This window comes from Pseudoalteromonas sp. S3178 (assembly GCF_005886985.1).
GTDB classification, from domain to species: domain Bacteria; phylum Pseudomonadota; class Gammaproteobacteria; order Enterobacterales; family Alteromonadaceae; genus Pseudoalteromonas; species Pseudoalteromonas carrageenovora.
The window spans coordinates 174,603-200,096 of sequence record NZ_PNCW01000027.1 but is presented as its reverse complement, the minus strand read 5'-3'; the positions used below and the strand labels follow the sequence as shown (position 1 = coordinate 200,096).

Sequence of the window (25,494 nt, the reverse complement as noted above, 5' to 3'; positions counted from 1 at the left end):
TAGAGCTCCTTAAAGTGAAACAAGTCTGTTTCGATAATTTAACTAAAATTAGATTACCAACTCTTATATGTTTGGGCAAACCTTTGTAGATCAATAGAGTGTTATTTTTAAATTTAAGTTCCTGAATCTTATAAAAAGTTATAATTTGCTTTAAGTTTAAACAAATTAATTGTTTTTTAAGCACTTAAACAATTAATTTAAAAAAAAGCTTCACAAAGGCAATGGCTTTCCCTATTATGCAGGCCGTGCGGAGAGATGGCAGAGTGGTCGAATGCACCGGTCTTGAAAACCGGCATGGGTTTATAGCCCATCTAGGGTTCAAATCCCTATCTCTCCACCACTTATTTAATAAGTGTGTGGTATTAATTAAATATCATTCATTTAAAATAAATATTAGTACACTCTTACTAATATTTATAATAGTTTTGGAGAGATGGCAGAGTGGTCGAATGCACCGGTCTTGAAAACCGGCATGGGTTTATAGCCCATCTAGGGTTCAAATCCCTATCTCTCCACCATTATATTAAAGCCCGCTATTTAGCGGGCTTTTTTGTGTTGGAAACAAAATTCCTCACTTAATTATGACCCGCTTTTTATCCACGAGTCATATCTAAAGTTCATTGAACGCTAATATGTATATTTTACATCACGAAACAATGTTTATTTAGCTTCATGTTTGACTTTCTTGCCGATTAAAAATCACTATAAAAAGAGTTTAAATGCAATAGAATGCGCATATTAATGTGTGTTACTTTTAAATATCTTAAAACTAAAGGTATATAAAATAGGATGTTGTGGCTAAAAGATGACTTAGAATCAAGGAAGTTAGTTATATATCGTGCTGTTATGTTCTCGTTTATAACACTTTTTGTACTTTTTATTTTTCAACCGTTTGGTACTTCAAACGATAGCGAACCCTATAAGTTACTCCGGCTATCTGGATATGGGTTAGTCACCTTTTGTGCTTTGCTCCTATCGGGTGCAATTGAAATCGCATTACTCAAAATAAACTTTAATGATAAGTTAAAACATTTAACTATTATTCCTTTTACATATTTACTGATAACAGCATTATTTAATCACGGGTATTTTGTGGTTGCAGTGCTGGGGTCTTGGCACTGGCAAAATCAATTACTCTTCGTGGGATATATATTTTGTATTGGTGTATTTCCCCTTATATTTTTACTTCTGGTAAACCGGCACGTAAAAAATTTAATACCCTCAAGCGCAGCTGATGAAAATCAAACGCGGTTAGAAGAAACTGCGTTAGAGACAATCTCACTTAAAGGCGAAAATAAAAATGATGAGGTTAAAGTTGCTCACCATCACATCTTATTTATTAAATCTGCTGATAATTACTGTGAAATCACCATTTTTGATGGTGATAAAATAGTTCAGAGTTTATTACGAACATCACTTACAGGATTGTTAAGACAACTACCTCACAATACATCTGTTATAAAATGCCACCGTTCTTATGCGATCAACTTACAAAGCGTTAAGCATTATAGTGGTAACGCAGGTGGGTTACAGTTATCACTTAATGAATCAAATATTACAATACCAGTGTCTCGCACCTACGTTAAAACAATAAAAGACGCTTTGTTGTTAGCCCCAAAAACATGTTAACCACCCCAAAACAGTGAGTTTTATACCTTAAACTGCAGCTAAGCCCTAATGAGTCGCTTTGTGCTTATGCTATTGCCAGGATTAAGTTGAATTTAACAACTTAACGAGGAAAAGAGGTATGAAACACGCTATGCATGCGTTTCTAATAATTACTATATTTATATTTTGTCACTACGTAATGAGGCATTTTTGGGGAGATGGTTGGTCTAGCTGGTTATCTAATATTGATAACCAAACTGATATTTTATTCATTCCCGCTAAATTTACCTTTTTATATGGTCCGTTAGTTGCTGCTGCCATTGTTTTGTTTAAACAAGAGAGGTTGTTTGAGTCAATAGGACTTAGCTTTGATGGATTCATTAATTATACACTTGCAGCGTTGCTCTGTTGTATTCCTATGACTCTAGGGTATGCATTTTTAAGTAGTAAACTTCATCTTTCGATATCAGCGATCATTACGGGTTCGGTTTATGCCGGTTTTTTTGAAGAGGTTATCTTTAGAGCTGCATTATTTGGTGTGCTATTTAAATACTGTCGTTGGGGCTTTATACCTGCAGCGTTAGTTAGTTCTGTGATATTTGGTATGGGGCACATTTATCAAGGCAATGACCCTTTATCTGCAGTGATGGCAGTTACGGTAACAACGATTGCAGGGACTTGGTTTGCGTGGCTGTATTGTGAATGTGGATACCGTATTTGGTTCCCAATGTGGATGCATATTTTTATGAATGCGGCTTACGGGATCTTTGGGATGTCAGGTGGGGCAGCAGGGGATTTACAAGGTAATCTATTTAAGGCAACAGCAATTATATTAAGTATTGTGTATGTAGAGATGCTAATTCGAAAAGGTAAACCACGCGAAGTAGTTTTATCTAAATTGCTTCAAACCCGAGTTCATTCAGCTGCGTGTGCAGTAAATTAATATTAAATGCAGGAATTATTATGTTCGAATTATTTATGGTTATTATTGTATTTAGCTCACCCGTTCTGTTATTGGCATCCCTTAAGCGTTACTTCAGTTATAAAACCTCAAAGGTTGAGACACAAGCAAAATTGCAAAGTGCTATTGATGCTTCAAAGATCGTAGCATTAGAAAAACAAACAAAAGTGTTAAACGAAAGGCTGGCGGTGCTAGAAGAAATTGTAACTTCTCGTAGTTTTGAACTCTCAAGCCAAATAGCTCAGTTATGACAACTGAGCTGTTTTGAGCTTAAAACTTTACGCTTATAAAAAGTGATGAGTTGATGGCGTAATGTGGTTTATTTTTATCCATAAATTACGACCATAGTCTCTGTTTCTAACCTCAAGATCTTGGTGCATGCTTAATACATAGTATTTAGGCTTGTGTATTAAGGATTTTAAATGAAACATCAACTAGCAAAAAGCGTAGGGCTTTCGTTATTATCGCCTGTTATTGTAGGCAGTTTACTTGGTGTTTACTATTCACTTACGCTGGAAGGTGAGTTTGTATCAATATTTTTAAACTTGTTGATGACTGCTATATCAAATGCACACATTGTAGGCTTAACAATGGCGGCTTTCGTGGTTCCGGGGTATTTACTTATGTTTAAGTATTCAAAGGTTAATTACTCTGGAGTGCTAACGCTAGGTTTGTTAGGTGGGGCTATTTTTAGTTACCTATTAAGTGCCACCACAGGCGAAATATTTTTAATTAATAGTGTCATGTCGGCATTCGCTGCGGGGCTATTTTTATTTGGTCTTCGTAAATCAGCAAAATCATAATTGCAGCTTTATTAATCAAGGGCGCTGATAAACGGCGTAAATTCCTTTTTTTTACCCGCAAAAGGTTCCAATTTTTCACCACAAAGAGTACCTTTAGCTACTGTATGTTTAATAAGAAGTAGTTTGGTATGCAAAAGCACGATTTTTACCAGTCATTAGTTAAGCAAACTGAATCGCTGATTGCCGGTGAATCGAATGTAATTGCTAATATGGCAAATATAAGCGCGCTGTTATTTACCTCTTTAGAAGATGTAAATTGGGCGGGTTTTTACTTTATGGATTCACCGTCAGAATTGGTACTAGGCCCGTTTCAGGGTAATCCTGCATGTATTCGTATTCCAGTAGGAAAAGGTGTATGTGGAACGGCTGCGGCTACATTGCAAACACAATTAATTGAAGATGTGCACGCATTTGATGGGCATATTGCCTGTGATGCGGCGTCAAACTCTGAGATTGTTGTACCTATCATGAAACATGGTAAAATATTTGCGGTGCTAGATATTGATAGCCCTAGTATCTCGCGGTTTGATACTGATGACAAAGCAGGTTTAGAAGCATTAGTTAAGTGCTTTGAGGCTAGCTTGTAATGAAAGATTTGCTAAATGTTCAAGACTACCTATTTGCCATACAAGATGTTGGCGATTGGGAAGGCGATGAAGAACATGTAGCGGAAACGCTCAATGATTTGATTCACATAGCCTGGGACCGTCTACCAGACGACTCCGAGTGTGAATTTATTGATGAAACAATTAATGGTATTTGGGAACACCTTCGAGGTGATATGGCTGTAATTGAAGCTGACTTCGAAGAGTTGGTCGACTGGGTAATACACTACGTCGATTCGTCCCTTGATGAAAAGATGTGAAAAATAGGTTCTAAAATGGAAACCACAAACAAGCTAAAAGATATTAATGAAGTACTGGAATTCTTATACCAAGAATTTCCTCAGTGTTTTAAACAAAAAGACGGGATCAAACCGCTTAAAGTAGGTATTTTTAAAGATATCGCTGAGCGTATTGAAGGGTCTGAAAAAGTAAGTAAGACTCAAGTACGTCAAGCACTTAGAAAATACACGTCAAACTGGCGTTATTTAGAAGCTGTGACTAAGTCAGAGTTTCGTATTGACCTTGATGGTAATCAAGGTGAAAAAGTTGAGCAAGAGCACATCGACCATGCACAAAAAGCATTGGAAGAAAGCCGCGCTAAAATGGCTAAACGTAAAAAACAACAGCGTCCGCGCCAAGATTCAGATTCAAAAACTTTCAAAAAGAAACCAGCTCACGCAAATAAAGCGGGCGAGCTTAGTTCTTCAGCTAACAAACCAGCTAAAGCTGCACCGGCTAAGCGTTCAGGAAAAATTGAACCTTTACCAGCAGACGAGGTCAAGGTTAATAACAAGGTTAAGGTTAAACTTGGCCAAGCACTTGTAAATGCAGTAATTACAGAAGTGAACAAAGATGACGTTCACGTTGAATTAGTGACAGGTATGCAAGTTAAAACTAAAGCTGACAGCTTATACATCATATAAGCTGTAAATAAATTAAGGAGTTGTGTATGAGTAAAAAGTTTACGCTCATTCCGTTAGTTGCTGCCCTGTTTTCAGGTTCATTATTTGCTGCTGTAGAAGACGTTACAATCGACGATTTACCTCAGCTCAAGCAAGAAAGCCAACATGGAACTGCCAGCAAACGAGTGGCTAGCTTATTTACTCGTTCACATTACACACCGGTTCGATTTAACGATGAGCTTTCTAGTAAAGTCTACGATCGTTATATCGAATCCCTTGATTTTAATAAAAGCGTTTATTTAGCAAGCGATGTTGCGTCTTTTGATCAATACCGTGACGACTTTGATAACGCTTTGACTACCGGCAAGTTAGGTTTCACGTTTGATATTTTCAACTTAAGCCTTAAGCGCCGCTTTGAACGTTATGAATATTCACTTACATTGCTTGAAAAAGAAATGACGTTCGATAAAGAAGACGAATACTTTTTTGATCGAGAAGATGCAGCGTGGCCAACATCTCAAGCTGAGCTTGATGAAATTTGGCGTGAGCGTGTTAAATACGATGCACTACGTTTAAAAATGACCGGTAAAGATTGGGAAGGCATTAAAGAAGTACTGACCAAGCGTTATAAAAATGCGCAAAAACGTTTGGTGCAATCAAATTCAGAAGATGCATTTCAAATTGTAATGAATTCACTCGCACGTAGTATTGAGGCGCATACGTCTTATTTATCGCCACGTCGTGCAGAGCAATTCAAAATGGACATGGACTTAGAGCTTGAAGGTATAGGTGCCGTATTAAGTCCAGATGAGGATTATACTGTTATTCGCAGCTTAGTGCCGGGTGGCCCTGCTGATAAAACAGATCAAATTAAAGCTGATGACCGTATTATTGGTGTTGCCCAAGATGGCGAAGAATTTGTAGATGTAATTGGCTGGCGTTTAGATGACGTAGTTGATTTAATTAAAGGCCCTAAAGGCACTAAAGTACGCTTACAGTATTTAAAAGGTGTTGACGCTCATGGCGCACCTAAAGTAGTTGAAATCACGCGTGATAAAATCCGCTTAGAAGATAGAGCAGCTAAGTCAGAAGTGTTTGAGGCAAAATATTCTGATTTAACAAGTAAAATTGGGGTGATTGAAATCCCAGGTTTTTACAACAACCTGTCGAAAGACGTAAAAGTTGAATTAGCAAAGCTTAAAGAAGAAAAAGTGGATGGCATTATCATCGACTTACGTCAAAATGGTGGTGGTTCTTTATATGAAGCAACACAGCTGTCAGGCTTGTTTTTTGACCAAGGTCCAGTTGTTCAAATTCATACTTTAAATAACCGTATTGAAGAGCAAAAAGACCGTGATGGTATTACTTATTACGACGGCCCATTAACTGTATTAGTCGATCGCTATAGTGCATCTGCGTCTGAAATATTTGCAGCCGCTATGCAAGACTATGGCCGTGCAGTTATTATCGGCGAGCAAACGTTTGGTAAAGGTACTGTACAGCAACATAAAGGCTTAGGCCGTGCTTACGATTTGTACGATAATGCGCTGGGCAGTGTGCAATATACAATTGCTAAATTTTACCGTATAAATGGTGGTAGCACGCAGCACAAAGGTGTTATTCCTGATATTTCGTTTCCATCAGCAATTGACCCAGCAGAGTGGGGCGAAAGTAAACAAGATAATGCTTTACCTTGGGATAGCATTGTAAAAGCGAAATACAAAAAATTAGGTAATTTGACGCCTATTATTACTTATTTAGAAAAAAACCATGAGCAACGCATTAAAGCAGAGCCTGAGTTTAATTATGTATTTGATGATATAGCGCGTTATAACGAAGAAAAAGATCGTAAAACGATTTCTTTAGTTGAAGCTAAGCGCATCAAAGAGAAAGACGAAGGCGAAGCACGTGCACTTGTGCGTACAAATGAGCGTCTTAAACGTTTAGGGAAAGACCCAATTGAAAACCTTGACGATGTACCAGAAATAATCGAAGAGTTAGACCCGTTTTTAGAAGAAGCGGCGTTGATCACTCAAGACTATATTAAATATGGACGTATCGCTAAAAAGTAACCACTGGTTTTACCTCTATAAAAAAGGCGCTTTAGCGCCTTTTTTACTACCTATAATTTAGTAAATTGTTATAATCGCCTATTACTTTAAGTTGGGTTACCTTATTGTGCTCAATTTATGCGTTAACCGTTCAAAAATAATAATTAAACACGCAGCGAATGTGTGTAGGAGTCTCTATTTTGAAGCCATTGGAAGATAAACCAATTAAGCCCGCCTCGTTTTTTGATGCACTAATTCCCATCTCTGTATTAATCTGCTTACTCGGTGCCGCTGTATATTTATTTGGTGATAACTCATCATCAGGTCCTAACCAAATTGCACTTTTATTTGCTACTTTTGCAGCCGCTTTAATTGGCCTAAAAAATGGTTATACCTGGAAAAAACTTGAGCAAGCAATGATTGAGGGAATTACACTTTCACTTGGTGCAATTTTAATATTATTGATGGTGGGTGCTTTAATTGGTACTTGGTTACTTTCGGGTACTGTACCCACTTTAATTTATTATGGCCTACAGGTTATTAACCCTAGTTGGTTTTATGCAGCGAGCTGTTTAATTTGTGGCATTGTAGCTATGAGTATTGGTAGTTCGTGGACGACAGCAGCTACTATAGGTGTTGCCTTGTTAGGTGTAGCAACTGGCCTCGGGCTTGAGCAAACAGTTACCGCAGGTGCAGTTATATCGGGTGCTTATTTTGGCGACAAATTAAGCCCACTATCCGAGACAACAAACCTAGCACCAGCAGTTGTTGGCGCTGATTTATTTGAGCACATACAACACATGCTATGGACAACCGTTCCTAGCTTTGTAATTGCATTGATTATATTTATATTTATGGGCTTTAATGCCACTGCTTCGAGTGAAGCAGGGCGAATAGAAGAAATAACAGTAATTTTACAACAAAACTTTAATATTGGTTTTGAAATGCTCATCCCACTTATTGTCCTATTAGTATTAGCAATTAAAAAAATGCCAGCTTTTCCTGCTATTTCCATTGGAGCTGTTGTTGGTGCAGTATGGGCAATGTTGTTTCAATCAGACTTAATTGCGAGTCAAATTGATGTATCACAGGGTCAGTTAGTGGGTTACTTTAAACTAATTTGGACAACCTTTTTTGATGGCTTTAGTGTAGATACCGGCGATGACAAAATGGACTCATTATTAAGCGGCGGTGGTATGGCAGGAATGCTTACAACGACATGGCTTATAATGACTGCGCTTATGTTTGGCGCTATTATGGAAAAAACAGGGTTGTTAGACATTTTTGTTAAGAGCATATTAAAAGTTGCTAAAAGTACAGGGTCTTTAATTGCCTCTACTATTGCTACGTGTGTGGGTACAAACATTATTGCAGCTGATCAATATATAGCTATAGTTGTACCTGGACGTATGTTTAAAGACGAGTACGAAAAACGTGGCCTAAAGCCCGTAAATTTATCTCGTACGCTTGAAGATGGTGGCACAATTACAAGCCCGCTGATCCCATGGAATACATGTGGTGCTTATATGCAAAGTGTTTTACTAATAAACCCATTTGACTATGCATTGTATGCTTTCTTTAATTTGATTAACCCATTCTTAGCGATTGTTTATGCCTATTTAGGTATTAAAATTTTACGTATTAAACCTAAACAATCAGCTTAAACTAAACAGCTCCTTTATTTAAAGGAGCTTTTTTTGGAGTATTTATGACTGCATCGACTAAGCCGCAAGCGCAATATTTAAAAGACTATAAAGCCCCAAATTTTTTAATTGAGCACACTGAGCTCACTTTCGACTTGCAACCACTCACAACGAGAGTGACGGCTTTACTTACCCTTAAGCGTGCCGATAATAACAATACGCCGCTAGTGCTTGATGGTATAGATTTACGCTTAGTGTCTTTATCTGTAGGGGGAGCTGCCATAACGGATTACCAAATAGTGGGTGAGCAACTTATTATTAATAATCTGCCAGAGCAGTGCCAATTAAGCATTGTGACTGAAATATCTCCGCAAACTAATACCTCACTAGAGGGGTTGTATTTATCCGGTGGTGCTTATTGCACCCAGTGTGAAGCTCAAGGCTTTAGAAAAATAACCTACTATATGGATCGACCAGATGTGCTTGCTACATTTGATGTAACTATTATTGCAGATAAAAAATACCCGCAACTACTATCCAATGGTAACCAAGTAGACAGTGGAGAAACACCAGATGGCCGCCACTTTGTTAAGTGGCAAGACCCATTTAAAAAGCCAAGTTACTTGTTTGCACTTGTAGCGGGTGATTTTGATGTACTTAAAGACACCTACAAAACTAAAAGTGGTAGGGATGTTGAGCTTGCACTATTTGTTGATAAAGGTAATTTATCTAAAACACCACATGCTATTGCGTCACTTAAAAAAGCAATGCAGTGGGATGAGGAGCGATTTAATTTAGAATATGATTTAGATATTTACATGATTGTAGCCGTAGATTTTTTCAATATGGGTGCAATGGAAAATAAAGGGCTAAACGTATTTAACAGCAAGTGTGTATTAGCAAATCAAGAAACAGCCACGGATAAAGATTATCATACGATTGAGTCAATCGTGGGCCACGAATACTTTCACAACTGGACGGGTAACCGTGTTACTTGCAGAGACTGGTTTCAGTTATCGTTAAAAGAAGGTTTAACGGTTTTTAGGGATCAAGAATTTAGCAGTGATATAGGCTCTCGTGCCCTTAACCGTATTGATGCAGTAAAAGTAATGCGTACTCACCAGTTTAGTGAAGACGCAGGCCCAATGGCACATCCAATACGCCCTGAAAAAGTAATAGAAATGAATAACTTTTACACCGTTACCGTTTACGATAAAGGTGCTGAAGTAATACGCATGATGCATACCTTATTAGGCGAAGAAAACTTTCAAAAAGGCATGACTCTGTATTTTGAAAGACATGATGGGCAAGCTGTCACCTGTGATGATTTCGTAAGTGCCATGAGTGATGCCTCAGGTGTCGATTTACAGCAATTTAAGCATTGGTACAGCCAATCAGGAACTCCTCGATTAAATGCAGAACAAAGCTTTGATAGCGACACAAATACATACTCGTTAACAATAGAGCAGTGTGCACCTAGCAATCAGCCTGAAAATAAGCCTGAAAATAAGCCTCTGCATATTCCTTTTGCCATTGAGCTTTTAGATGCCAATGGACAAAGTATTGAGCTTGAGTACAAAGGGGAAACGCAAGATCACGTACTTAATGTTACAAGCAAAATACAAACGTTTAGTTTTGATAATATCGCCACTAAGCCTGTTGCCGTTTTACTTGAGGATTTTTCTGCGCCTTGTATTTTGACTCAACAAACTACGCAAACCGAGCTGCTGCATATAATGCGCTTTGCTCGTAGTGACTTTTCTCGTTGGGATGCGCAACAACAACTGTTTATTAAAGCAGTAAAATCACAAATTAGTGATGCGAGTAATAGCGCCTTAAGTGTTGATATAATAAATGCACTTCGTGTACTTATTAGTACTAAAGAGGGCGATTTAGCGTTAATTGCTGAATTACTTAAAATACCAAGCTTTGACACATTAGCTGCTGAATTTGATGTAATTCCTGTTGATGAAATAATAAAAGTAACCCATACATTTGAGCAGCAAATTGCTGATGAGCTAAGTGATGAGTTTGTTAATTGCTATAATTCGCTTCAAGATGATGGCAGTGTAAGCGCAAGTGCTGTTGCAAACCGTGCTTTAAAACAATTATGTTTGCATTACCTTGCTAAAACACAAAAAACGGAAGCTATTACGTTTATTAATGAAGCTGCAAACTCAAATAACATGACCAATGTGCTAAGCGCCTTAAGTGCTGCTGTAAAAGCATCAAATCCAATTCAACACACTCTTTTGAGTCATTTTGATAGCCAATGGCGCCATGATGTATTAGTTATGGATAAATGGTTTGCGCTTCAAGCAATGCAGTCGGGCAGTGATGCCATAGATAACATTAAAGCGTTGTATGAACACCCATGTTTTGATTTTTCAAACCCAAACCGCGTACGTGCCCTTGTAGGCAGCTTTAGCCATTTTAATACTGCACAATTTCATCGTGCAGATGGTAAAGGGTACGAACTATTAGGCGATTTACTGATAAAGCTTAACGCTATCAATCCGCAGAATGCATCACGAATGCTAACACCATTTATGTCATGGAAGCGCTATGATGATGCACGCTCTCAAGCAATGAAACAGCAGTTACAACGCTTAGCTGACCTTAACGGGTTAAGTGACGATCTTTATGAAAAGGTAGAAAAAGCACTCGCGTAAATGATTGAATATTATTTTAGCATTAGATTGAGCTATAACGAATGTATGGATTACTACCATGGTCGTTTTAGCTCATTGCAGGTAGTTGAAGATAGCGGCAAGACAATTCGTTTTGCTGCTACTCATTTAAGGCCCTTTATATCAAGCATAGGTATACGAGGCCGTTTTAGACTTTTGCTCACCCCTGAGAATAAATTTATCCGCCTTGAACGAGTGGCCTAACACTCGGTTTTTATGTTATAAAACAATAAAAATATTATCTTTTTGTTAATTTCAATTTGTTCTATTGTTAATTTACGTGTATAAATTATCTGGTATGACGTCTTACCAATACGTAAACGTCAGCTAAGAAATATAAATAACTGATTGAATGCGACCATTTGTAATTTGTTTAATTCGCTTCTATCGTTACGATTACACTAAAAACAATAACTTGATCACACAAAATGACCCGCGACAGGGGGGAACCACAATGATAAGAAGATCGCTTTTTGTTAAAAACAAAATCGCTATAGGTTTAGCAGCCGCTAGCTTAGGTTTATCAGCAGCAAGTTCACACGCTGCAACATTTGAAGCTGGAGGTTTTGATATCACCTTCGATTCAACCTTTTCATATGGCCAAAGTATCCGTGTTGAAGATAGAGACTTCAGTCTTATTGGTAAAAGTAACAATCCAGCATTTGACTGGTCGGGTTACAACCCAGCACTAAATAACACTATATATTCATCACAAGACGTTTGGGCCCAATCAGGCTCTTATTCTAACAACGGTGATGCTGGTAACTTAAACTTTGATAGCGGTGATTCATTCTCAAAATTATTAAAAGGAACACACGACCTTTCAATAACTAAAGATAATTACGGTTTGTTCACCCGTTTTATGTACTTTTATGATTTTGAGTTGATGGATGGCGATCGCGCTTATTCAAACCCAACTTCTGGTGAAGGTGTTGACCCGTGTGACGATAAAGATACAAAAGAGCAAAGCTGTGCAGATATCCGTTTACTAGATGCATACGTTTGGGCTAATTTTGATTTAAACGACGGGAATAACCCATTATCAATTCGCTTAGGTCAACAAGTAGTTAACTGGGGTGAAAGCACACTTATATCTCATGGTATTAACGTAAACCCTGTTGATATAGACCGTTTAAAAGCCCCAGGTGCTGAGCTTAAAGAAGCATTTATTCCGGTAGGCATGCTTTGGGCTTCACTTGGTATTACCGAAAACATTACACTTGAAGGTTTTTACCAGTACCAATGGCATGAAACTCGTCTTCCTGCAGCGGGTACGTATTTTTCTACTAATGATTTTGCAGCCGAAAATGGCTATCAACAAAACGTTCAACTTGGGTTTACTTCAAACCCAGATATTGATGTTGCATTTTTAACTGACAGCTTAAATAACTTAACGTCTGATTTTGCAATGGCAGCTGCAGCGCAGGGTATTGATCCTGCAAGTGCGCAAGGCCAAGCATTACTTGCAAGCATGTACCTTTCTTATCCAACGAAAGTTGCGCTTAAAGGCAAGGGCGATAATGGCAAATCAGAACCAGATGACGGCGGCCAATATGGTTTACGTTTAGGTATGTTTTTACCTGAGTGGAACGATACAGAAATTGCACTTTATCATGTAAATTACCACAGTCGTCGTCCACTGATCTCAGGTCGTGTATCAAACTTTTCTAATGCAGCTATTGCGCAAGATTTAGCGATGATCATGACTACAGAAATTACCTCAGATAATGTAGCTGATTTAACTGCGTTTTCTAAAGCTGAAAATGAATACCCAGAAGATATTAAACTATACGGTTTAAGCTTTAACACCACTATTGGTGAAACAGCTTTTGCGGGTGAGTTTGCATTTAGGCAAGATGAACCTCTACAAATTGATGACGTAGAGCTTCTGTACACAGCTATGCCTGAGCAATTGGCTGTTGCTGGTATTCGTCCTGATTTTGCGGGTATTTCGCAAATGAGTATAGGCGATGCGGTAAGTTCTGTTGCTGCAGGCGAAGTTGCTAAAGGTTATATTGAACGCGATACATCGCAAATTCAGTTTACGGCAACACATTTATTTGGCCCTTCACTAGGTGCTGATAGCTGGGCTGTAGTTGGTGAAGTGGGTGCAGTTAAAATTCACGATATGCCAGGCTACGACGAAATGCGCTTGAATGTGTCGGGTACCGGTCGAAGTGGTGTTATTACAGGCCCAGGAACAACTGATTACTCTACGTTACAACTTGGTCTTTCAAACGGTGCAGAGCAAAAGTCATTTGCAACAGCATCATCTTGGGGTTACCGACTGATTGCTAAAGGTGATTATTTTAATCTTTACAACGGTATTAACTTCTCTCCACGTTTTGTATTTTCTCATGACGTAAATGGTAATACGCCAGATCCTATGTTCTTATTTATCGAAGATCGTAAATCTTTAGGCGCTACTATGAACTTTAACTACCAAAATGCTTGGTCATTAGATGTAAGCTATAACTCATTTTGGGGTGGCGGTGGTATTAATACCTTCTCAGACCGCGATTACGTTTCTTTTAACTTAAAATATTCAATCTAGGGGTAACATTACTATGATTAAAAAACCTACCCTCATCGCTACTGCATTTTGTAGCTTATTTGCAAGCAGTGCCGCATTGGCAAAAATGAGCGCTGACGAAGTTGCTCGTTTAGGACAAGACTTAACCCCATTGGGTGCTGAAAAAGCAGCTAATGCAGATGGCTCTATTCCAGCTTGGAACAACGGAATTACAACTGCACCAAAAGGCTATGAGCCTGGCATGCATCATTTAGACCCATATACTGCAGACAAAGTACTTTTTACTATTGATAAAACAAATATCGATAAGTACAAAGCTAACTTAAGCCCCGGTCAAATTGCATTATTTGAAGCATACCCTGACACTTTTAAAATGCCTGTGTATGAAACTCGCCGTTCTGCGTCATACCCTCAGTTTGTATATGATGCGACTAAAAAGTTTGCTGCTACTGCTGAATTAGTTGAAGGTGGGAATGGGATTAAAAATACTGCAATAGGTATTCCTTTTCCAATTCCTAAAACGGGTTTAGAAGCAATTTGGAACCATTTATTGCGTTATCGTGGGCAGTCAATTGAACGCTTTGGCGGTCAAGCGGCGCCAACAGCATCAGGCTCTTACAACTACGTAGGTTTTGATGAGCAGTTATTAGTTAAATACTCTGATCCAAGTGCAACACCTGCAGAGCTTCAAGACTCAAACATTTTGTTTAAATTTAAACAAAGCGTTACAGAGCCTGCGCGTTTAGCGGGTACAGCGTTATTAGTTCATGAAACAATGGACCAAATTTTAACACCTCGTCAAGCATGGACTTATAACTCAGGGCAGCGCCGCGTACGTCGTGCACCTAACGTAGCTTATGATGCACCAGGTACAGCGGCTGATAGCTTACGTACAACTGATGACTTTGATATGTTTAACGGTTCTCCAAATCGTTACAACTGGACGTTAAAAGGTAAGCAAGAGTTATATATTCCGTATAACAGCTATAAACTTCACAGCGACAAGCTTGAGTATGATGACATCTTAAAACCAGGTCATATCAACCCAGAACATACACGCTACGAAAAACATCGTGTATGGGTTGTAGAAGCAAACTTAAAAGATGATACGCGCCATATATACAAAAAACGTGTATTTTATATTGATGAAGATAGCTGGCAAGTACAGGTTACGGATATTTATGATAACCGCGACCAACTTTATCGTGTAGCTATGGCTTATGGTCTTAACTATTACGAAGTACCTACACAGTGGAGTACACTTGAAGTTTATCACGATTTGAATTCTCGTCGTTATTTAGCGATTGGTTTAGATAACCAAGAAAAAATGTACGATTTTTCACAGTCGTTTAACGATAACGAATTTACATCAAGCGCTTTACGTCGCGCTGGTAGATAGTAATAAATTAGGCACTTAACTTTAGTTAAGTGCCTTTTCCTTTCACATCGCGTTTGTCTAATATCAAATCGCGCAACGTTTTCCTCAGTATATAAAGACAAACAATTATCTCGTTCAAGGCGATTAAAATTTATGAAGTATTTGGTATATGCCAGCCTGATTATAAGCGGTGCGAGTGTTGCACAAGAAGCTCCTAAAAATGCAATCAGTGCAATTAATGCAAATAAAACGCTATTAACTGATATTACAGATACAGGTAATGGCTTAATTGCAGTTGGTAAACATGGCACAGTAATAAAGAGCCTATCAGGCGATAAGTGGCAACAAGCTGAACTTGTACCAACTCAAGTGCTATTAACAGCTGTTGATTTTAGCAGTGAAAAAAAGGGTTGGGCTTGTGGGCACGACGCTACAATTATTAATACGACTGATGGCGGTAATAACTGGCAGTTACAACAAGTTAAACCTGAATTAGACAAACCTTGCCTCGATATTTTATTTGAAGACGATTTAAACGGTTTTGCAGTCGGCGCATACGGCATGTTTTATCATACTAGTGATGGTGGAAAACATTGGCAAAAACGTTTTTTAGACTCGCTATTATTTAGTGAAGATAGAGACTATCTAAACGATTTAAAAGAAACTGACCCTGAAGGTTATGAAGCTGAAACGGCCTCTATTTTACCTCATTTTAACCGTATAGAAAAAACAGATAATGGTTTAATGCTCGTTGGTGAAATGGGTTTAATGGCTACAAGCTCCGATAATGGTCAAACTTGGGTGCGACTTGAAGAAATATACCCAGGTTCATTTTTTGCGCTTGCCTCTGATAGCGAACAAGAAATTGTAGCAGGACTTCGTGGCAATGTTTTTGTTAAGCAAAATAATGAACAGCAATGGCAGCATTTCGAAAATATTAAAACAGCCACCATCAACAGCATTATTAATTACAATAATAAACAATGGCTGATGCTTGCTAACAGCGGTGTTATTTTTCATCTACAGGATGGATTATTAACGCATGAACAACTCGCCGACGGTAAAGCCATTCTTGATGGCGTAATTTTAAATAATAAACTAATTATGGCGACTGAAGACGGCATTAAAGTGAAGGAGTTAACCCCTTAATGCATAAGTTACTCGATTTTATTGAAAAGGCGATTTTTAGACATCGCTTAATTATGCTTATAAGTTTTGCACTTATAACGTGTTTGCTTGTATTTAAAGCGACTCAGATTCAACTTGATGCGTCATTTAATAAAAACATCCCGTTAAATCACGACTATATGAAAGTGTATACCAAACACGAAAAACAGTTTGGCGGCGCAAATAGTATTTTAATTTCTGTATGTGACGACAGCGGTAATATTTTTAACCCTGAGTTTTTTACTCAATTAAAAGCAGTACACGATCAACTTTATTTCATTCCTGGTGTTAACCGTCCATTAGTAAACTCTATATTTTCTCCAAGTGCTCGTTTTGTTGAAGTGGTAGAGGATGGTTTTGCTGGCGGCCCAATTATTCCTGCAAACTTTAAGGCTGATGCACGTGGTTTAGGTGTTGTTAAAGAGAACATCGAAAAAGCTAAAGTAGTAGGGCGCATGATTGCAAGTGACTACTCTTGTGCCATGGTGAGCGCTCAATTGCTCGAAACTGATCCGCAGACTCAGCAAAAACTAGACACCTTAGCGTTTGCTCAAAAACTTGAAACCGACTTACGAGAGCCGTTAAGCACTGATAAAGTGAGTATTCATATTATTGGTTTTGCAAAAATGGCAGGCGATATTGCTGAGGGGGCAAAAGGGGTTGTCTTATTTTTTGCAATTGCGATTGCTTTTACCTTTATTATGGTTTGGTTATTTTGCGGTAGCTTAAAGCTGACTATTTTACCTATAGCGTGTTCAATTATTGCTGTAGTGTGGCAGTTAGGATTGCTTTCTAGCTTAGGGTTCGGACTAGACCCAATGTCTATTTTGGTCCCGTTTTTAGTATTTGCCATAGGTGTGAGCCATGGCGTGCAGATGATAAATGCGATTGGCAAAAAAGTGGGTGAAGGAAAAACTACGCGTGTTTGCTGTCAATCAAGCTTTAGAGCTTTACTAGTACCGGGTGGTATCGCACTACTTTCAGACACAGTTGGCTTTTTAACGTTACTTACCATTGATATTGGTATTATTCGCGAGCTGGCTATAACAGCAAGCTTAGGTGTTGCTGTAATTATTTTTACTAATTTAATCTTGCTGCCTGTATGGGCTTCATATATGAATTTTGAAAACAGCGTCCATATTCAATCGGGCGATGCCGAAAAACCAAATATGCTAGATAAAATTAGAGACGTTTTAGTTAAAGCAACCGATCCTAAAATAGCTAAAATGATCATTGGATTTACGCTTGTATTGTTTGCTTTGGGTTATTGGCAGGCAGATAAGATGCGTATTGGTGATTTGCATGCTGGCGCGCCATCATTACATCAAGATGCTCGTTATAACCAAGATACTTTTTTAATTTCTGATAAATACACAATTTCATCAGATATTTTAAAAGTGATTGTAGAGGCGTACCCAGCCGCATGTACTGAACACGATGTTATGCAGCGTATTAGTCGTTTTCAATATAAAGTTGAAAATGTAACTGGGGTGCAATCTGCTGTGAGCTTAAGCTCTGTAGCGCAATCTGTTAACGCAGGTTATAACGAAGGAAATTTAAAATGGCAAAGCCTACCACGTAATTCTGCAAGCTTAGTTCAATCAACAGCGCGTGTAGAAACCAGTACCGGGCTTTTAAATGGTGATTGCTCTGTTATGCCAGTGATTATATTTTTAGATGATCACAAAGCACAAACAATCGATACGGTAATTCAAAGCGTTAAGCAATTTGCACAAGAAGAGGGTACAGACAAATTAGCCTTTAGATTAGCTTCAGGCCCTGTAGGTGTTATGGCGGCAACAAATGAGTCAGTATCAGCGGCGCAAATTCCTATGATGCTTTATGTGTATGGCGCTGTAATCATTTTGTGTTTACTGAGTTTTAAAAGTGTAAAAGCAACGATAGCAGTTGTTCTGCCACTTTATATTGTATCAACCCTTGCACAAGCTTTAATGGTGCAGTTAGAAATTGGTTTAACAGTATCTACATTGCCAGTAATTGCACTAGGCGTTGGTATTGGTGTTGATTACGGTATTTATATATTGTCGTCGATGATGGGGCAGCTTAAGCAAAATGTACCGCTTAGTGTCGCTTATCGAAATGCACTTGTAGAGCGAGGCAGTGCAGTACTCTTTACGGGGATTACACTTGCTATTGGTGTGAGTACTTGGATTTTCTCAGATCTTAAATTCCAAGTTGATATGGGCATACTGCTAACCTTCATGTTTTTAGTGAATATGTTAGGAGCAGTGCTGTTATTACCTGCAATTGGTAGCTTGCTCTGGACTGACCAGAAAAAATAATGTGAATAATTTTGCTCCTAAATGGCCTGTATAGGCCATTTATATCTATAATTTGTGAATAGATGACCAAATAGCTGAAATGCTTAAAATGTTTTCATCGAAAAGGCTGTTTATTAGCTGTAAAAGGGTTAGAATTTAGCTGACTCCACACTAATAAATCGCTGTACAAATATTCTGCTTTTTAGCAGCAATAGATTAAGGAACATACAATGACACGAAATGAAGGCCAAGCCTCGGTTATCCTAGATAATGTCTGTAAGTTTATCCAGAAAAAAGTTCACGCTGATAATGTGTTACTCGTTGAAAAATTCGCCAAAGCCTTGTACAGCAATATGTCTAAAGAGGATTTGGCACACCGCAACGATAGTGACCTTTATGGCGCAGCACTAAGCCTTTGGAATTCGCTAGAAAAAAATACCACTGATGACGCTTTTATTCGCGTTTTTAATCCTGAAGTGGCAAAAGATGGCTGGCAATCGTCACACACTATCGTAGAGATAATTACGAAAGACATGCCATTTTTAGTAGACTCAGTGCGTATGGCCATGACGCGCGAAAATATTGCCTCTCACTTATTACTTCACTGCCCATTAAAAATTCAACGCGATAGTGATGCAAAAATCTCTGGCTTATCAAATTTAAAAGCTGAGCAAGAATCAACATCAACCAAAACTGTTTTCTTCATTGAAATTGACCGTCAAACAGATACATCTGTGATTGAGTCTTTCAAAAAAGAACTCGAGTCTGTATTAGTTGATGTCTCTATTGCTGTAGATGACTGGCAGCCAATTCGTAAAAAGTTAGTTTCGGTAATTAAAGAGTTACCTAAACGTCATCATAAAAAAAGCAAACACGAAATATCAGAAACAACAGAGTTTTTAGACTGGTTAGCTAAAGATAACTTTACGCTAATGGGCTACCGTGAATATGAATTATGCCCAGTTCAAGGTGATTACCAATTAAAAGGTAAAATGGACACAAGCCTAGGCTTGATGAAAAACTCTACAGAAGAGCATTCACGTTTATTATCAGAGTTACCTGAAGTCGCTCGTCAAGAAGCTCGCAGCAGCAATTTACTTATTCTAACAAAAACTAACTCCGTTTCTCGCGTGCATCGCCCGGCTTACATCGACTACGTAGGTATTAAACGTTTTGACGATGAAGGGAATGTTATTGGCGAAGACCGCTTTATTGGTTTATTCTCTTCAAGTTTTTACAATAACAGTGCAGCTGATGTACCTGTATTAAAAAGTAAAATTAATCGTATTATGGATATGTGTGACTTTGCTAAAGGCACTCATGCTTATAAAGCGGTATTAAATATTTTAGAAACCTACCCACGCGACGAACTAGTTCAAGCACGCGAAAGCGAACTTTTAGAAGTTGCTATGGGTGTTTTACAAGTACAAGAGCGTGACATGTGTCGCTTATTTGTACGTAAAGATGCATATGGCCGTTTCTTATCTTGTATGGTTTACGTTCCGCGTGAGCGTTATAACACCGCTCTGCGTCGTGAAACCCAAGATATTTTAGCTAATGCATTTAATTCTGACGATAAAGTCGAATTTACTACTTATTTCTCTGAGTCAACACTTGCGCGTACTCATTACACCGTTCGTGTGACCGACAACAATATCGAATATAACGTGAAAGACATCGAAAACAACTTAGTAGAAGCTGCGCGAACGTGGGAAGACAAACTACAATCTGCACTATTAGAATCTGCAGGCGAAGCACGCGGTAACGATTTAAACCGTAAATACTGCAATGCATTTGCACGCTCATATAAAGATGAAGTATTGCCAAGTGCTGCGGTTGTAGATATCGAAAAGTTAGAATTACTTAGTGACGAAAACAAATTAGAAATGCTGTTTTACCGTCCACAAGAAGAAGCTAACAGCAATATTGTACGTTTGAGCTTATTTCATAAAGATGAGCCAATTCATTTATCTGATGTTATGCCAATGCTTGAAAACTTTGGCTTACGCGTTGTTGGCGAAACGCCGTATTCAGTTAAAACAAGCGATGGGCGTATTAATTGGATCATGGACTTCTCGATGCTGATCGATAGTAAAGGGATGGCTGACTTTGATAAAATTTCAGCACGTTTTCGTGCTGCGTTAACTAACGTTTGGGGCAACCGCTTAGAAAATGACGGCTTTAACCGTTTAGTGTTAATGGGCGGCTTAACAGGTCGTGAAGCCTCTATTTTACGTGCTTACGCTAAGTACATGCGCCAAATCGGTGTTACTTTCTCGCAAAGCTACATTGAGAGTACGTTTGCAAATTACCCTAATATTGCAGCGCAAATTGTAAATTTATTTGCTAAAAAGTTCTCAGTTAAAAGCCCTGCGAGTGCTAAAACTCTCGAAAAATTAAGTAATCAAATATACCTAGAGCTTGAAAACGTAGCAAACCTTGATGATGACCGTATTATACGTTTATACGTAGATATGATTGTTGCTACGTTACGTACTAACTATTTCCAAAAAGATGATGCAGGGCAGTTTAAATCGTATGTGTCGTTTAAAATACAGCCAAGCCTAATTCCAGATGTACCACTTCCGCTTCCTGCGTTTGAGATTTTTGTATATTCTCCGCGCGTTGAAGGTGTGCATTTACGCTATGGTAAAGTTGCTCGTGGTGGACTTCGTTGGTCAGACCGTCGTGAAGATTTCCGTACTGAAGTACTAGGCTTAGTTAAAGCGCAACAAGTTAAAAATACAGTAATTGTACCTGTAGGCTCTAAAGGTGGTTTTGTATGTAAACAGCTACCAAGTGAACGCGAGGCGTTTATTAAAGAAGGCCAAGAGTGTTATAAAATATTCATTCGTGGGCTTTTAGATATAACTGATAACATTGAGCGCGGTGAAATTGTGCCTGCTAGAGATGTTGTTCGCCACGATGAAGACGATGCTTATTTAGTTGTTGCAGCCGATAAAGGAACCGCTACGTTCTCTGATATCGCAAATGGCATAGCCAATGAATATAACTTCTGGTTAGGTGATGCATTTGCTTCAGGCGGCTCTGTAGGTTACGACCATAAGAAAATGGGGATTACCGCCAAAGGCGCGTGGGAGTCTGTTAAACGTCATTTCCGTGAAATGGATATTGACTGTCAAACTACCGATTTTACTGTAGTGGCAATTGGTGACATGGCGGGTGATGTATTTGGTAATGGTATGTTGTTATCTAAACATATTCGTTTACAAGTAGCATTTAACCACATGCACATATTTATTGATCCGAATCCTGATGCAGCTACGTCTTACCCAGAACGTGAGCGTTTATTTAATTTACCGCGTTCGTCGTGGGAAGATTACAATAAAGAATTAATTTCTGCTGGTGGTGGTGTTTTCTCTCGTGCTGCTAAATCAATTACGCTTAGCCCAGAAATGAAAAAAATGTTGGGCACTAAAAAAGCAAGCATGACGCCTAATGAGCTAATGAAAGCATCATTAATGATGAACTTCGATTTATTATGGAATGGCGGAATTGGAACATACATTAAACACTCTAAAGAAACCGATGCTGATGTAGGGGACCGTGCAAACGATGCACTACGTATCAACGGTAAAGAGTTAGGCGCTAAAATAATTGGTGAAGGTGGTAACTTAGGTGCGACTCAATTAGGTCGTATTGAGTTTGCAGCTAAAGGCGGACGTGTAAATACAGACTTTATTGATAACGTTGGCGGTGTAGCGTGTTCAGATAACGAAGTTAACATCAAGATTTTATTAAATGGTTTAGTAGCCGAAGGTGATTTAACGCGTAAACAGCGTGATGAGCTGCTTTATTCGATGACTGATGAAGTGTCTGAATTGGTACTTAAAGATTGTTACCGTCAAACGCATACAATTTCTATCACGCAGTCTAAAGGGGCTTCAACTCTTAAAGAAAAAATTCGCTTTATTCATGCTCTTGAAAAAGAAGGCAAGTTAAACCGCGCTATAGAGTTTATTCCGAGCGATGAAGAATTAGCAGAACGTGCAGCAGCGGGTAAAGACTTAACTCGCCCTGAGCTCTCTGTACTTGTATCTTACGCAAAAATGGTATTAAAAGAGTCATTAGTAACAGAAGAAATTACTGAAAACCCTTATTACCGCCAATTACTTGTTAAATCGTTCCCACGTCCACTACGTGAAAAGTTTAACGATGCGATGAATAATCATCCACTGCGTAAAGAAATTATAGCGACTAAACTTGCTAATAATATCGTTAATGACATGGGCCTAAACTTCATGGTACGTATGCATGAAGAAACAGGCGCTAACGAAGCTGAAATAGCATTGTGTTATTCAATTGCCAGTGAAATATTTGAAATGCGCGATACTTGGTCTTCTATCAGTGCGCTTGATAATAAAATTCCAGCTTCAGTTCAAACAGAAATGCTTTACCAACTTCGCCGCACAGTTCGCCGCGCAACACGTTGGTTCTTACGTCATCGTAATAAAGCCCTCACTATTGAACAATCAATCGAATACTTTGCACCAGTATTTAAAGACTTGAGTGAAAACTTAAATTCTTACATGGTCGAAAAAGAGAATGAACGTATAGTTGTTGAGTCAGATAAGCTAGTTCAAAGCGGTGTACCTAAAGATATCGCTATGCGTATTGTGTCTTTATCTAGTTTATTCTCTGTAATGGATTTAGCCGAAATAGCTAATAGCTCAAGTAAAAATATTTCTATGGTATCAAACACCTACTTTAAACTAGGTGCGCGTATGGGCTTACATTGGTTCTTAGATCAAATAACGCATCAGCCTGTTGCTAATCATTGGCAAGCGCTGGCTCGTTCTTCATATCGTGAAGAACTTGATTGGCAGCAACGTACATTGTCAGAAGTTGTTCTTAATAGCTTTGAAGGCGATGACAACGATGTTGATAAACAAATTGATCAATGGATGGATAGCCAAGATTTATTGCTTCAGCGCTGGAAGCAAATGCTTGCTGAGTTTAAAACATCGCAAAGCCATGACTTTGCTAAGTTCTCAGTAGCACTGCGTGAATTGATGCTGTTAAGCCATAACTGTGATACTCCATGCAAATAATCTAACTTTTAACGGTTATTTATTTAGTAAATAATCAGTTAATTTTTAAAATTGCTATATAATACCTCGGCCTTGTCTGAGGTATTTTTTTGTCTGCAATTTAAAGAGGATTATATTGATGTTTTATGATTTAGCTCGCCGTTTTATGTTTACCCGTGATGCGGAGTGGGCACATGAGTTTGCACTTAATAATCTTCGTCGTTTTGCTAATACACCGCTTAATGCAGCTTGGTCTCAAAGCATTGCAGATAAACCGGTAAATTTTTTAGGACTAGAGTTTAAAAACCCTGTTGGACTTGCAGCTGGCCTTGATAAAAACGCTGAATGTATTGATGCTTTTAGCCAAATGGGGTTTGGCTTTGTAGAAGTAGGTACGGTTACACCTCGTCCACAAGCTGGCAACGATAAGCCACGTATATTTAGACTTCCTCAGTCAAATGCGATTATTAACCGCATGGGTTTTAATAATAAAGGCGTGGATAATTTAGTTAATAATGTTAAAGCTGCTAAATATACGGGCATTTTAGGCATTAATATTGGTAAAAATAAAGATACGCCTAATGAGCAAGGTAAAGATGATTATATTCATTGTATGCGTAAGGTTTTCGAACATGCTTCGTATATTACCGTAAATATTTCATCACCAAATACACCAGGACTTCGTGACTTACAATATGGCGCAGCACTGGATGACTTATTGCAAAGTTTAAAAAATGAGCAGCTTGATTTAATTGCAAAGCACAATAAACAAGTGCCAATGCTTGTAAAGATAGCGCCAGATCTTGATGAGATCCAAATAGCACAAGTAAGCGAATCATTATTAAGTAATAAAATTGATGGTGTAATTGCAACAAATACCACACTAGAACGCAGTGCCGTAATGGGTCAACAATACGCTGATGAAGCGGGTGGCTTATCTGGATTACCTGTAAGAGAGCGCTCTACGCATGTAGTTAGCGAATTAAAGCGCCTAACCACAGGTAACTTACCAATAATTGGGGTAGGGGGTATTGATGACGCCCAATCTGCAAAAGAAAAGTTAAATGCCGGTGCAAATTTGGTTCAAGTTTATACTGGGTTCATCTATAAAGGTCCACAATTGGTCAAGTCGATCGTTAACGGCTTATAAGGATCAGTTATCTAAGCTTTTGATCGTTCAATAAATGTTCTAAGCAGGCATTTATAAAATGGTCAAAAGCGGTTATACTTTAAGTCTATTGCATTATTTATTTACTACGTTATCCAAGGAGGAGCACATGTTACAAGCATCAAAGCAATGGCAGTGGATTGCTTGTCCTAAACAAAATCGTTTATTACTCGATTTAGATGATAATATGCAATTACGCACACCTTATAAATTAAGACAACTTACCGACTGCGTATTTAGTAATCCTCGTTTTAGCCTTGAAGATGCTGCATTTTATGAACAAGTCTATAATTACTTGGATGGTTTTAATTTATATAAGCCTGCTCAAATATGCCAGATAGCGTTAAATGCTACAGCTGTAAAATTTCATTTAAAACCTGTACTTTCTAAAAGTTGGTTCTTTCAAGAATATACCGGAAATGAGCCAAGCGTTGAGGCAATAATTAAGCTTTCATCTAAAGTACAAATTGGTGAGTTTTTAATTGTAGAGCATTGCCCTGATGCTTCTATTTGCATTAATTTAAGCGAAAACTTTAAACTTGATGATAATTTATCTCTTGAGCAGTTTGAAGTGATACGTGTACTAAACAATCGTGTTCACCCACTATTAAATCAGCAATATCAAAGCCAAACAGCATAACCAAATTTAACG

The 25,494-nt window shown here is 38.3% G+C and carries 18 protein-coding genes and 2 tRNA genes; all 20 read left to right on the top strand.

Features of this window, described 5'->3' with window-relative positions:
* Positions 1-249: 249 nt before the first annotated feature.
* Positions 250-340: transfer RNA gene (locus CWC11_RS08995), tRNA-Ser, on the top strand.
* Positions 341-427: 87 nt separating this feature from the next.
* Positions 428-518, top strand: a tRNA-Ser gene (locus tag CWC11_RS08990).
* Between the two features lie 271 nt (positions 519-789).
* A complete protein-coding gene (locus tag CWC11_RS08985; RefSeq protein WP_138682414.1) occupies positions 790-1,629 on the top strand; it encodes a LytR/AlgR family response regulator transcription factor in 840 nt (279 codons plus the stop codon).
* A gap of 118 nt (positions 1,630-1,747) precedes the next feature.
* Entirely contained in the window at positions 1,748-2,551 is an 804-nt protein-coding gene (locus tag CWC11_RS08980) for a CPBP family intramembrane glutamic endopeptidase (protein ID WP_138682413.1), read from the top strand.
* Between the two features lie 20 nt (positions 2,552-2,571).
* Positions 2,572-2,820 carry a hypothetical protein gene (locus tag CWC11_RS08975; RefSeq protein WP_138682412.1) on the top strand — a complete coding sequence of 83 codons (249 nt, stop codon included), beginning with the start codon at positions 2,572-2,574 and terminating at the stop codon, positions 2,818-2,820.
* Between the two features lie 171 nt (positions 2,821-2,991).
* Positions 2,992-3,372: a hypothetical protein gene (locus CWC11_RS08970; protein ID WP_058550163.1), complete on the top strand. Its 381-nt coding sequence runs from the start codon at positions 2,992-2,994 to the stop codon at positions 3,370-3,372.
* 128 nt (positions 3,373-3,500) lie between these two features.
* Positions 3,501-3,959: a free L-methionine (R)-S-oxide reductase MsrC gene (gene msrC / locus CWC11_RS08965; protein ID WP_138682411.1), complete on the top strand. Its 459-nt coding sequence runs from the start codon at positions 3,501-3,503 to the stop codon at positions 3,957-3,959.
* A complete protein-coding gene (locus CWC11_RS08960) occupies positions 3,959-4,237 on the top strand; it encodes a hypothetical protein (protein ID WP_058550161.1) in 279 nt (92 codons plus the stop codon). Before msrC ends, CWC11_RS08960 begins: the two co-directional genes overlap by 1 nt.
* Before the next feature lie 15 nt (positions 4,238-4,252).
* Positions 4,253-4,900: an RNA chaperone ProQ gene (gene proQ, locus CWC11_RS08955; protein ID WP_138682410.1), complete on the top strand. Its 648-nt coding sequence runs from the start codon at positions 4,253-4,255 to the stop codon at positions 4,898-4,900.
* A gap of 26 nt (positions 4,901-4,926) precedes the next feature.
* Positions 4,927-6,951, top strand: coding sequence for a carboxy terminal-processing peptidase (gene prc / locus CWC11_RS08950; protein ID WP_138682409.1), 2,025 nt, complete (start codon positions 4,927-4,929; stop codon positions 6,949-6,951).
* Between the two features lie 179 nt (positions 6,952-7,130).
* Complete coding sequence (gene nhaC / locus CWC11_RS08945) at positions 7,131-8,594, top strand: Na+/H+ antiporter NhaC (RefSeq protein ID WP_171038409.1); 1,464 nt, start codon at positions 7,131-7,133, stop codon at positions 8,592-8,594.
* Positions 8,595-8,638: 44 nt separating this feature from the next.
* The gene (gene pepN / locus CWC11_RS08940) at positions 8,639-11,245 is read left to right on the top strand and encodes an aminopeptidase N (protein ID WP_138682408.1); all 2,607 of its coding nucleotides are present in this window, start codon (positions 8,639-8,641) and stop codon (positions 11,243-11,245) included.
* Complete coding sequence (locus CWC11_RS08935; RefSeq protein WP_104642746.1) at positions 11,246-11,467, top strand: DUF2835 family protein; 222 nt, start codon at positions 11,246-11,248, stop codon at positions 11,465-11,467.
* Between the two features lie 250 nt (positions 11,468-11,717).
* Positions 11,718-13,817 (top strand): DUF1302 domain-containing protein, encoded by a 2,100-nt coding sequence (locus CWC11_RS08930; RefSeq protein ID WP_138682407.1) that lies wholly within the window; start codon positions 11,718-11,720, stop codon positions 13,815-13,817.
* A gap of 13 nt (positions 13,818-13,830) precedes the next feature.
* Positions 13,831-15,195, top strand: coding sequence for a DUF1329 domain-containing protein (locus tag CWC11_RS08925; RefSeq protein ID WP_138682406.1), 1,365 nt, complete (start codon positions 13,831-13,833; stop codon positions 15,193-15,195).
* Positions 15,196-15,327: 132 nt separating this feature from the next.
* A complete protein-coding gene (locus tag CWC11_RS08920; protein WP_138682405.1) occupies positions 15,328-16,323 on the top strand; it encodes a WD40/YVTN/BNR-like repeat-containing protein in 996 nt (331 codons plus the stop codon).
* Positions 16,323-18,644 carry an efflux RND transporter permease subunit gene (locus CWC11_RS08915; RefSeq protein ID WP_058550153.1) on the top strand — a complete coding sequence of 774 codons (2,322 nt, stop codon included), beginning with the start codon at positions 16,323-16,325 and terminating at the stop codon, positions 18,642-18,644. Before CWC11_RS08920 ends, CWC11_RS08915 begins: the two co-directional genes overlap by 1 nt.
* Before the next feature lie 209 nt (positions 18,645-18,853).
* Positions 18,854-23,695 (top strand): NAD-glutamate dehydrogenase, encoded by a 4,842-nt coding sequence (locus tag CWC11_RS08910; RefSeq protein WP_138682404.1) that lies wholly within the window; start codon positions 18,854-18,856, stop codon positions 23,693-23,695.
* A 118-nt stretch (positions 23,696-23,813) separates the two neighbouring features.
* On the top strand, positions 23,814-24,824 hold the full coding sequence (pyrD, locus tag CWC11_RS08905) for a quinone-dependent dihydroorotate dehydrogenase (RefSeq protein ID WP_138682403.1): 1,011 nt from the start codon (positions 23,814-23,816) through the stop codon (positions 24,822-24,824).
* 127 nt (positions 24,825-24,951) lie between these two features.
* The gene (locus tag CWC11_RS08900; RefSeq protein ID WP_138682402.1) at positions 24,952-25,482 is read left to right on the top strand and encodes a cell division protein ZapC domain-containing protein; all 531 of its coding nucleotides are present in this window, start codon (positions 24,952-24,954) and stop codon (positions 25,480-25,482) included.
* Positions 25,483-25,494 lie beyond the last annotated feature (12 nt).

Excerpts from the sequence above, each read along its gene's own strand:
- CWC11_RS08985 (WP_138682414.1), top strand. The coding sequence starts at position 790 with ATGTTGTGGCTAAAAGATGACTTAGAATCAAGGAAGTTAGTTATATAT.
- CWC11_RS08980 (WP_138682413.1), top strand. The coding sequence starts at position 1,748 with ATGAAACACGCTATGCATGCGTTTCTAATAATTACTATATTTATATTT.
- CWC11_RS08975 (WP_138682412.1), top strand. The coding sequence starts at position 2,572 with ATGTTCGAATTATTTATGGTTATTATTGTATTTAGCTCACCCGTTCTG.
- CWC11_RS08970 (WP_058550163.1), top strand. The coding sequence starts at position 2,992 with ATGAAACATCAACTAGCAAAAAGCGTAGGGCTTTCGTTATTATCGCCT.
- msrC (WP_138682411.1), top strand. The coding sequence starts at position 3,501 with ATGCAAAAGCACGATTTTTACCAGTCATTAGTTAAGCAAACTGAATCG.
- CWC11_RS08960 (WP_058550161.1), top strand. The coding sequence starts at position 3,959 with ATGAAAGATTTGCTAAATGTTCAAGACTACCTATTTGCCATACAAGAT.
- proQ (WP_138682410.1), top strand. The coding sequence starts at position 4,253 with ATGGAAACCACAAACAAGCTAAAAGATATTAATGAAGTACTGGAATTC.
- prc (WP_138682409.1), top strand. The coding sequence starts at position 4,927 with ATGAGTAAAAAGTTTACGCTCATTCCGTTAGTTGCTGCCCTGTTTTCA.
- pepN (WP_138682408.1), top strand. The coding sequence starts at position 8,639 with ATGACTGCATCGACTAAGCCGCAAGCGCAATATTTAAAAGACTATAAA.
- CWC11_RS08935 (WP_104642746.1), top strand. The coding sequence starts at position 11,246 with ATGATTGAATATTATTTTAGCATTAGATTGAGCTATAACGAATGTATG.
- CWC11_RS08930 (WP_138682407.1), top strand. The coding sequence starts at position 11,718 with ATGATAAGAAGATCGCTTTTTGTTAAAAACAAAATCGCTATAGGTTTA.
- CWC11_RS08925 (WP_138682406.1), top strand. The coding sequence starts at position 13,831 with ATGATTAAAAAACCTACCCTCATCGCTACTGCATTTTGTAGCTTATTT.
- CWC11_RS08920 (WP_138682405.1), top strand. The coding sequence starts at position 15,328 with ATGAAGTATTTGGTATATGCCAGCCTGATTATAAGCGGTGCGAGTGTT.
- CWC11_RS08915 (WP_058550153.1), top strand. The coding sequence starts at position 16,323 with ATGCATAAGTTACTCGATTTTATTGAAAAGGCGATTTTTAGACATCGC.
- CWC11_RS08910 (WP_138682404.1), top strand. The coding sequence starts at position 18,854 with ATGACACGAAATGAAGGCCAAGCCTCGGTTATCCTAGATAATGTCTGT.
- pyrD (WP_138682403.1), top strand. The coding sequence starts at position 23,814 with ATGTTTTATGATTTAGCTCGCCGTTTTATGTTTACCCGTGATGCGGAG.
- CWC11_RS08900 (WP_138682402.1), top strand. The coding sequence starts at position 24,952 with ATGTTACAAGCATCAAAGCAATGGCAGTGGATTGCTTGTCCTAAACAA.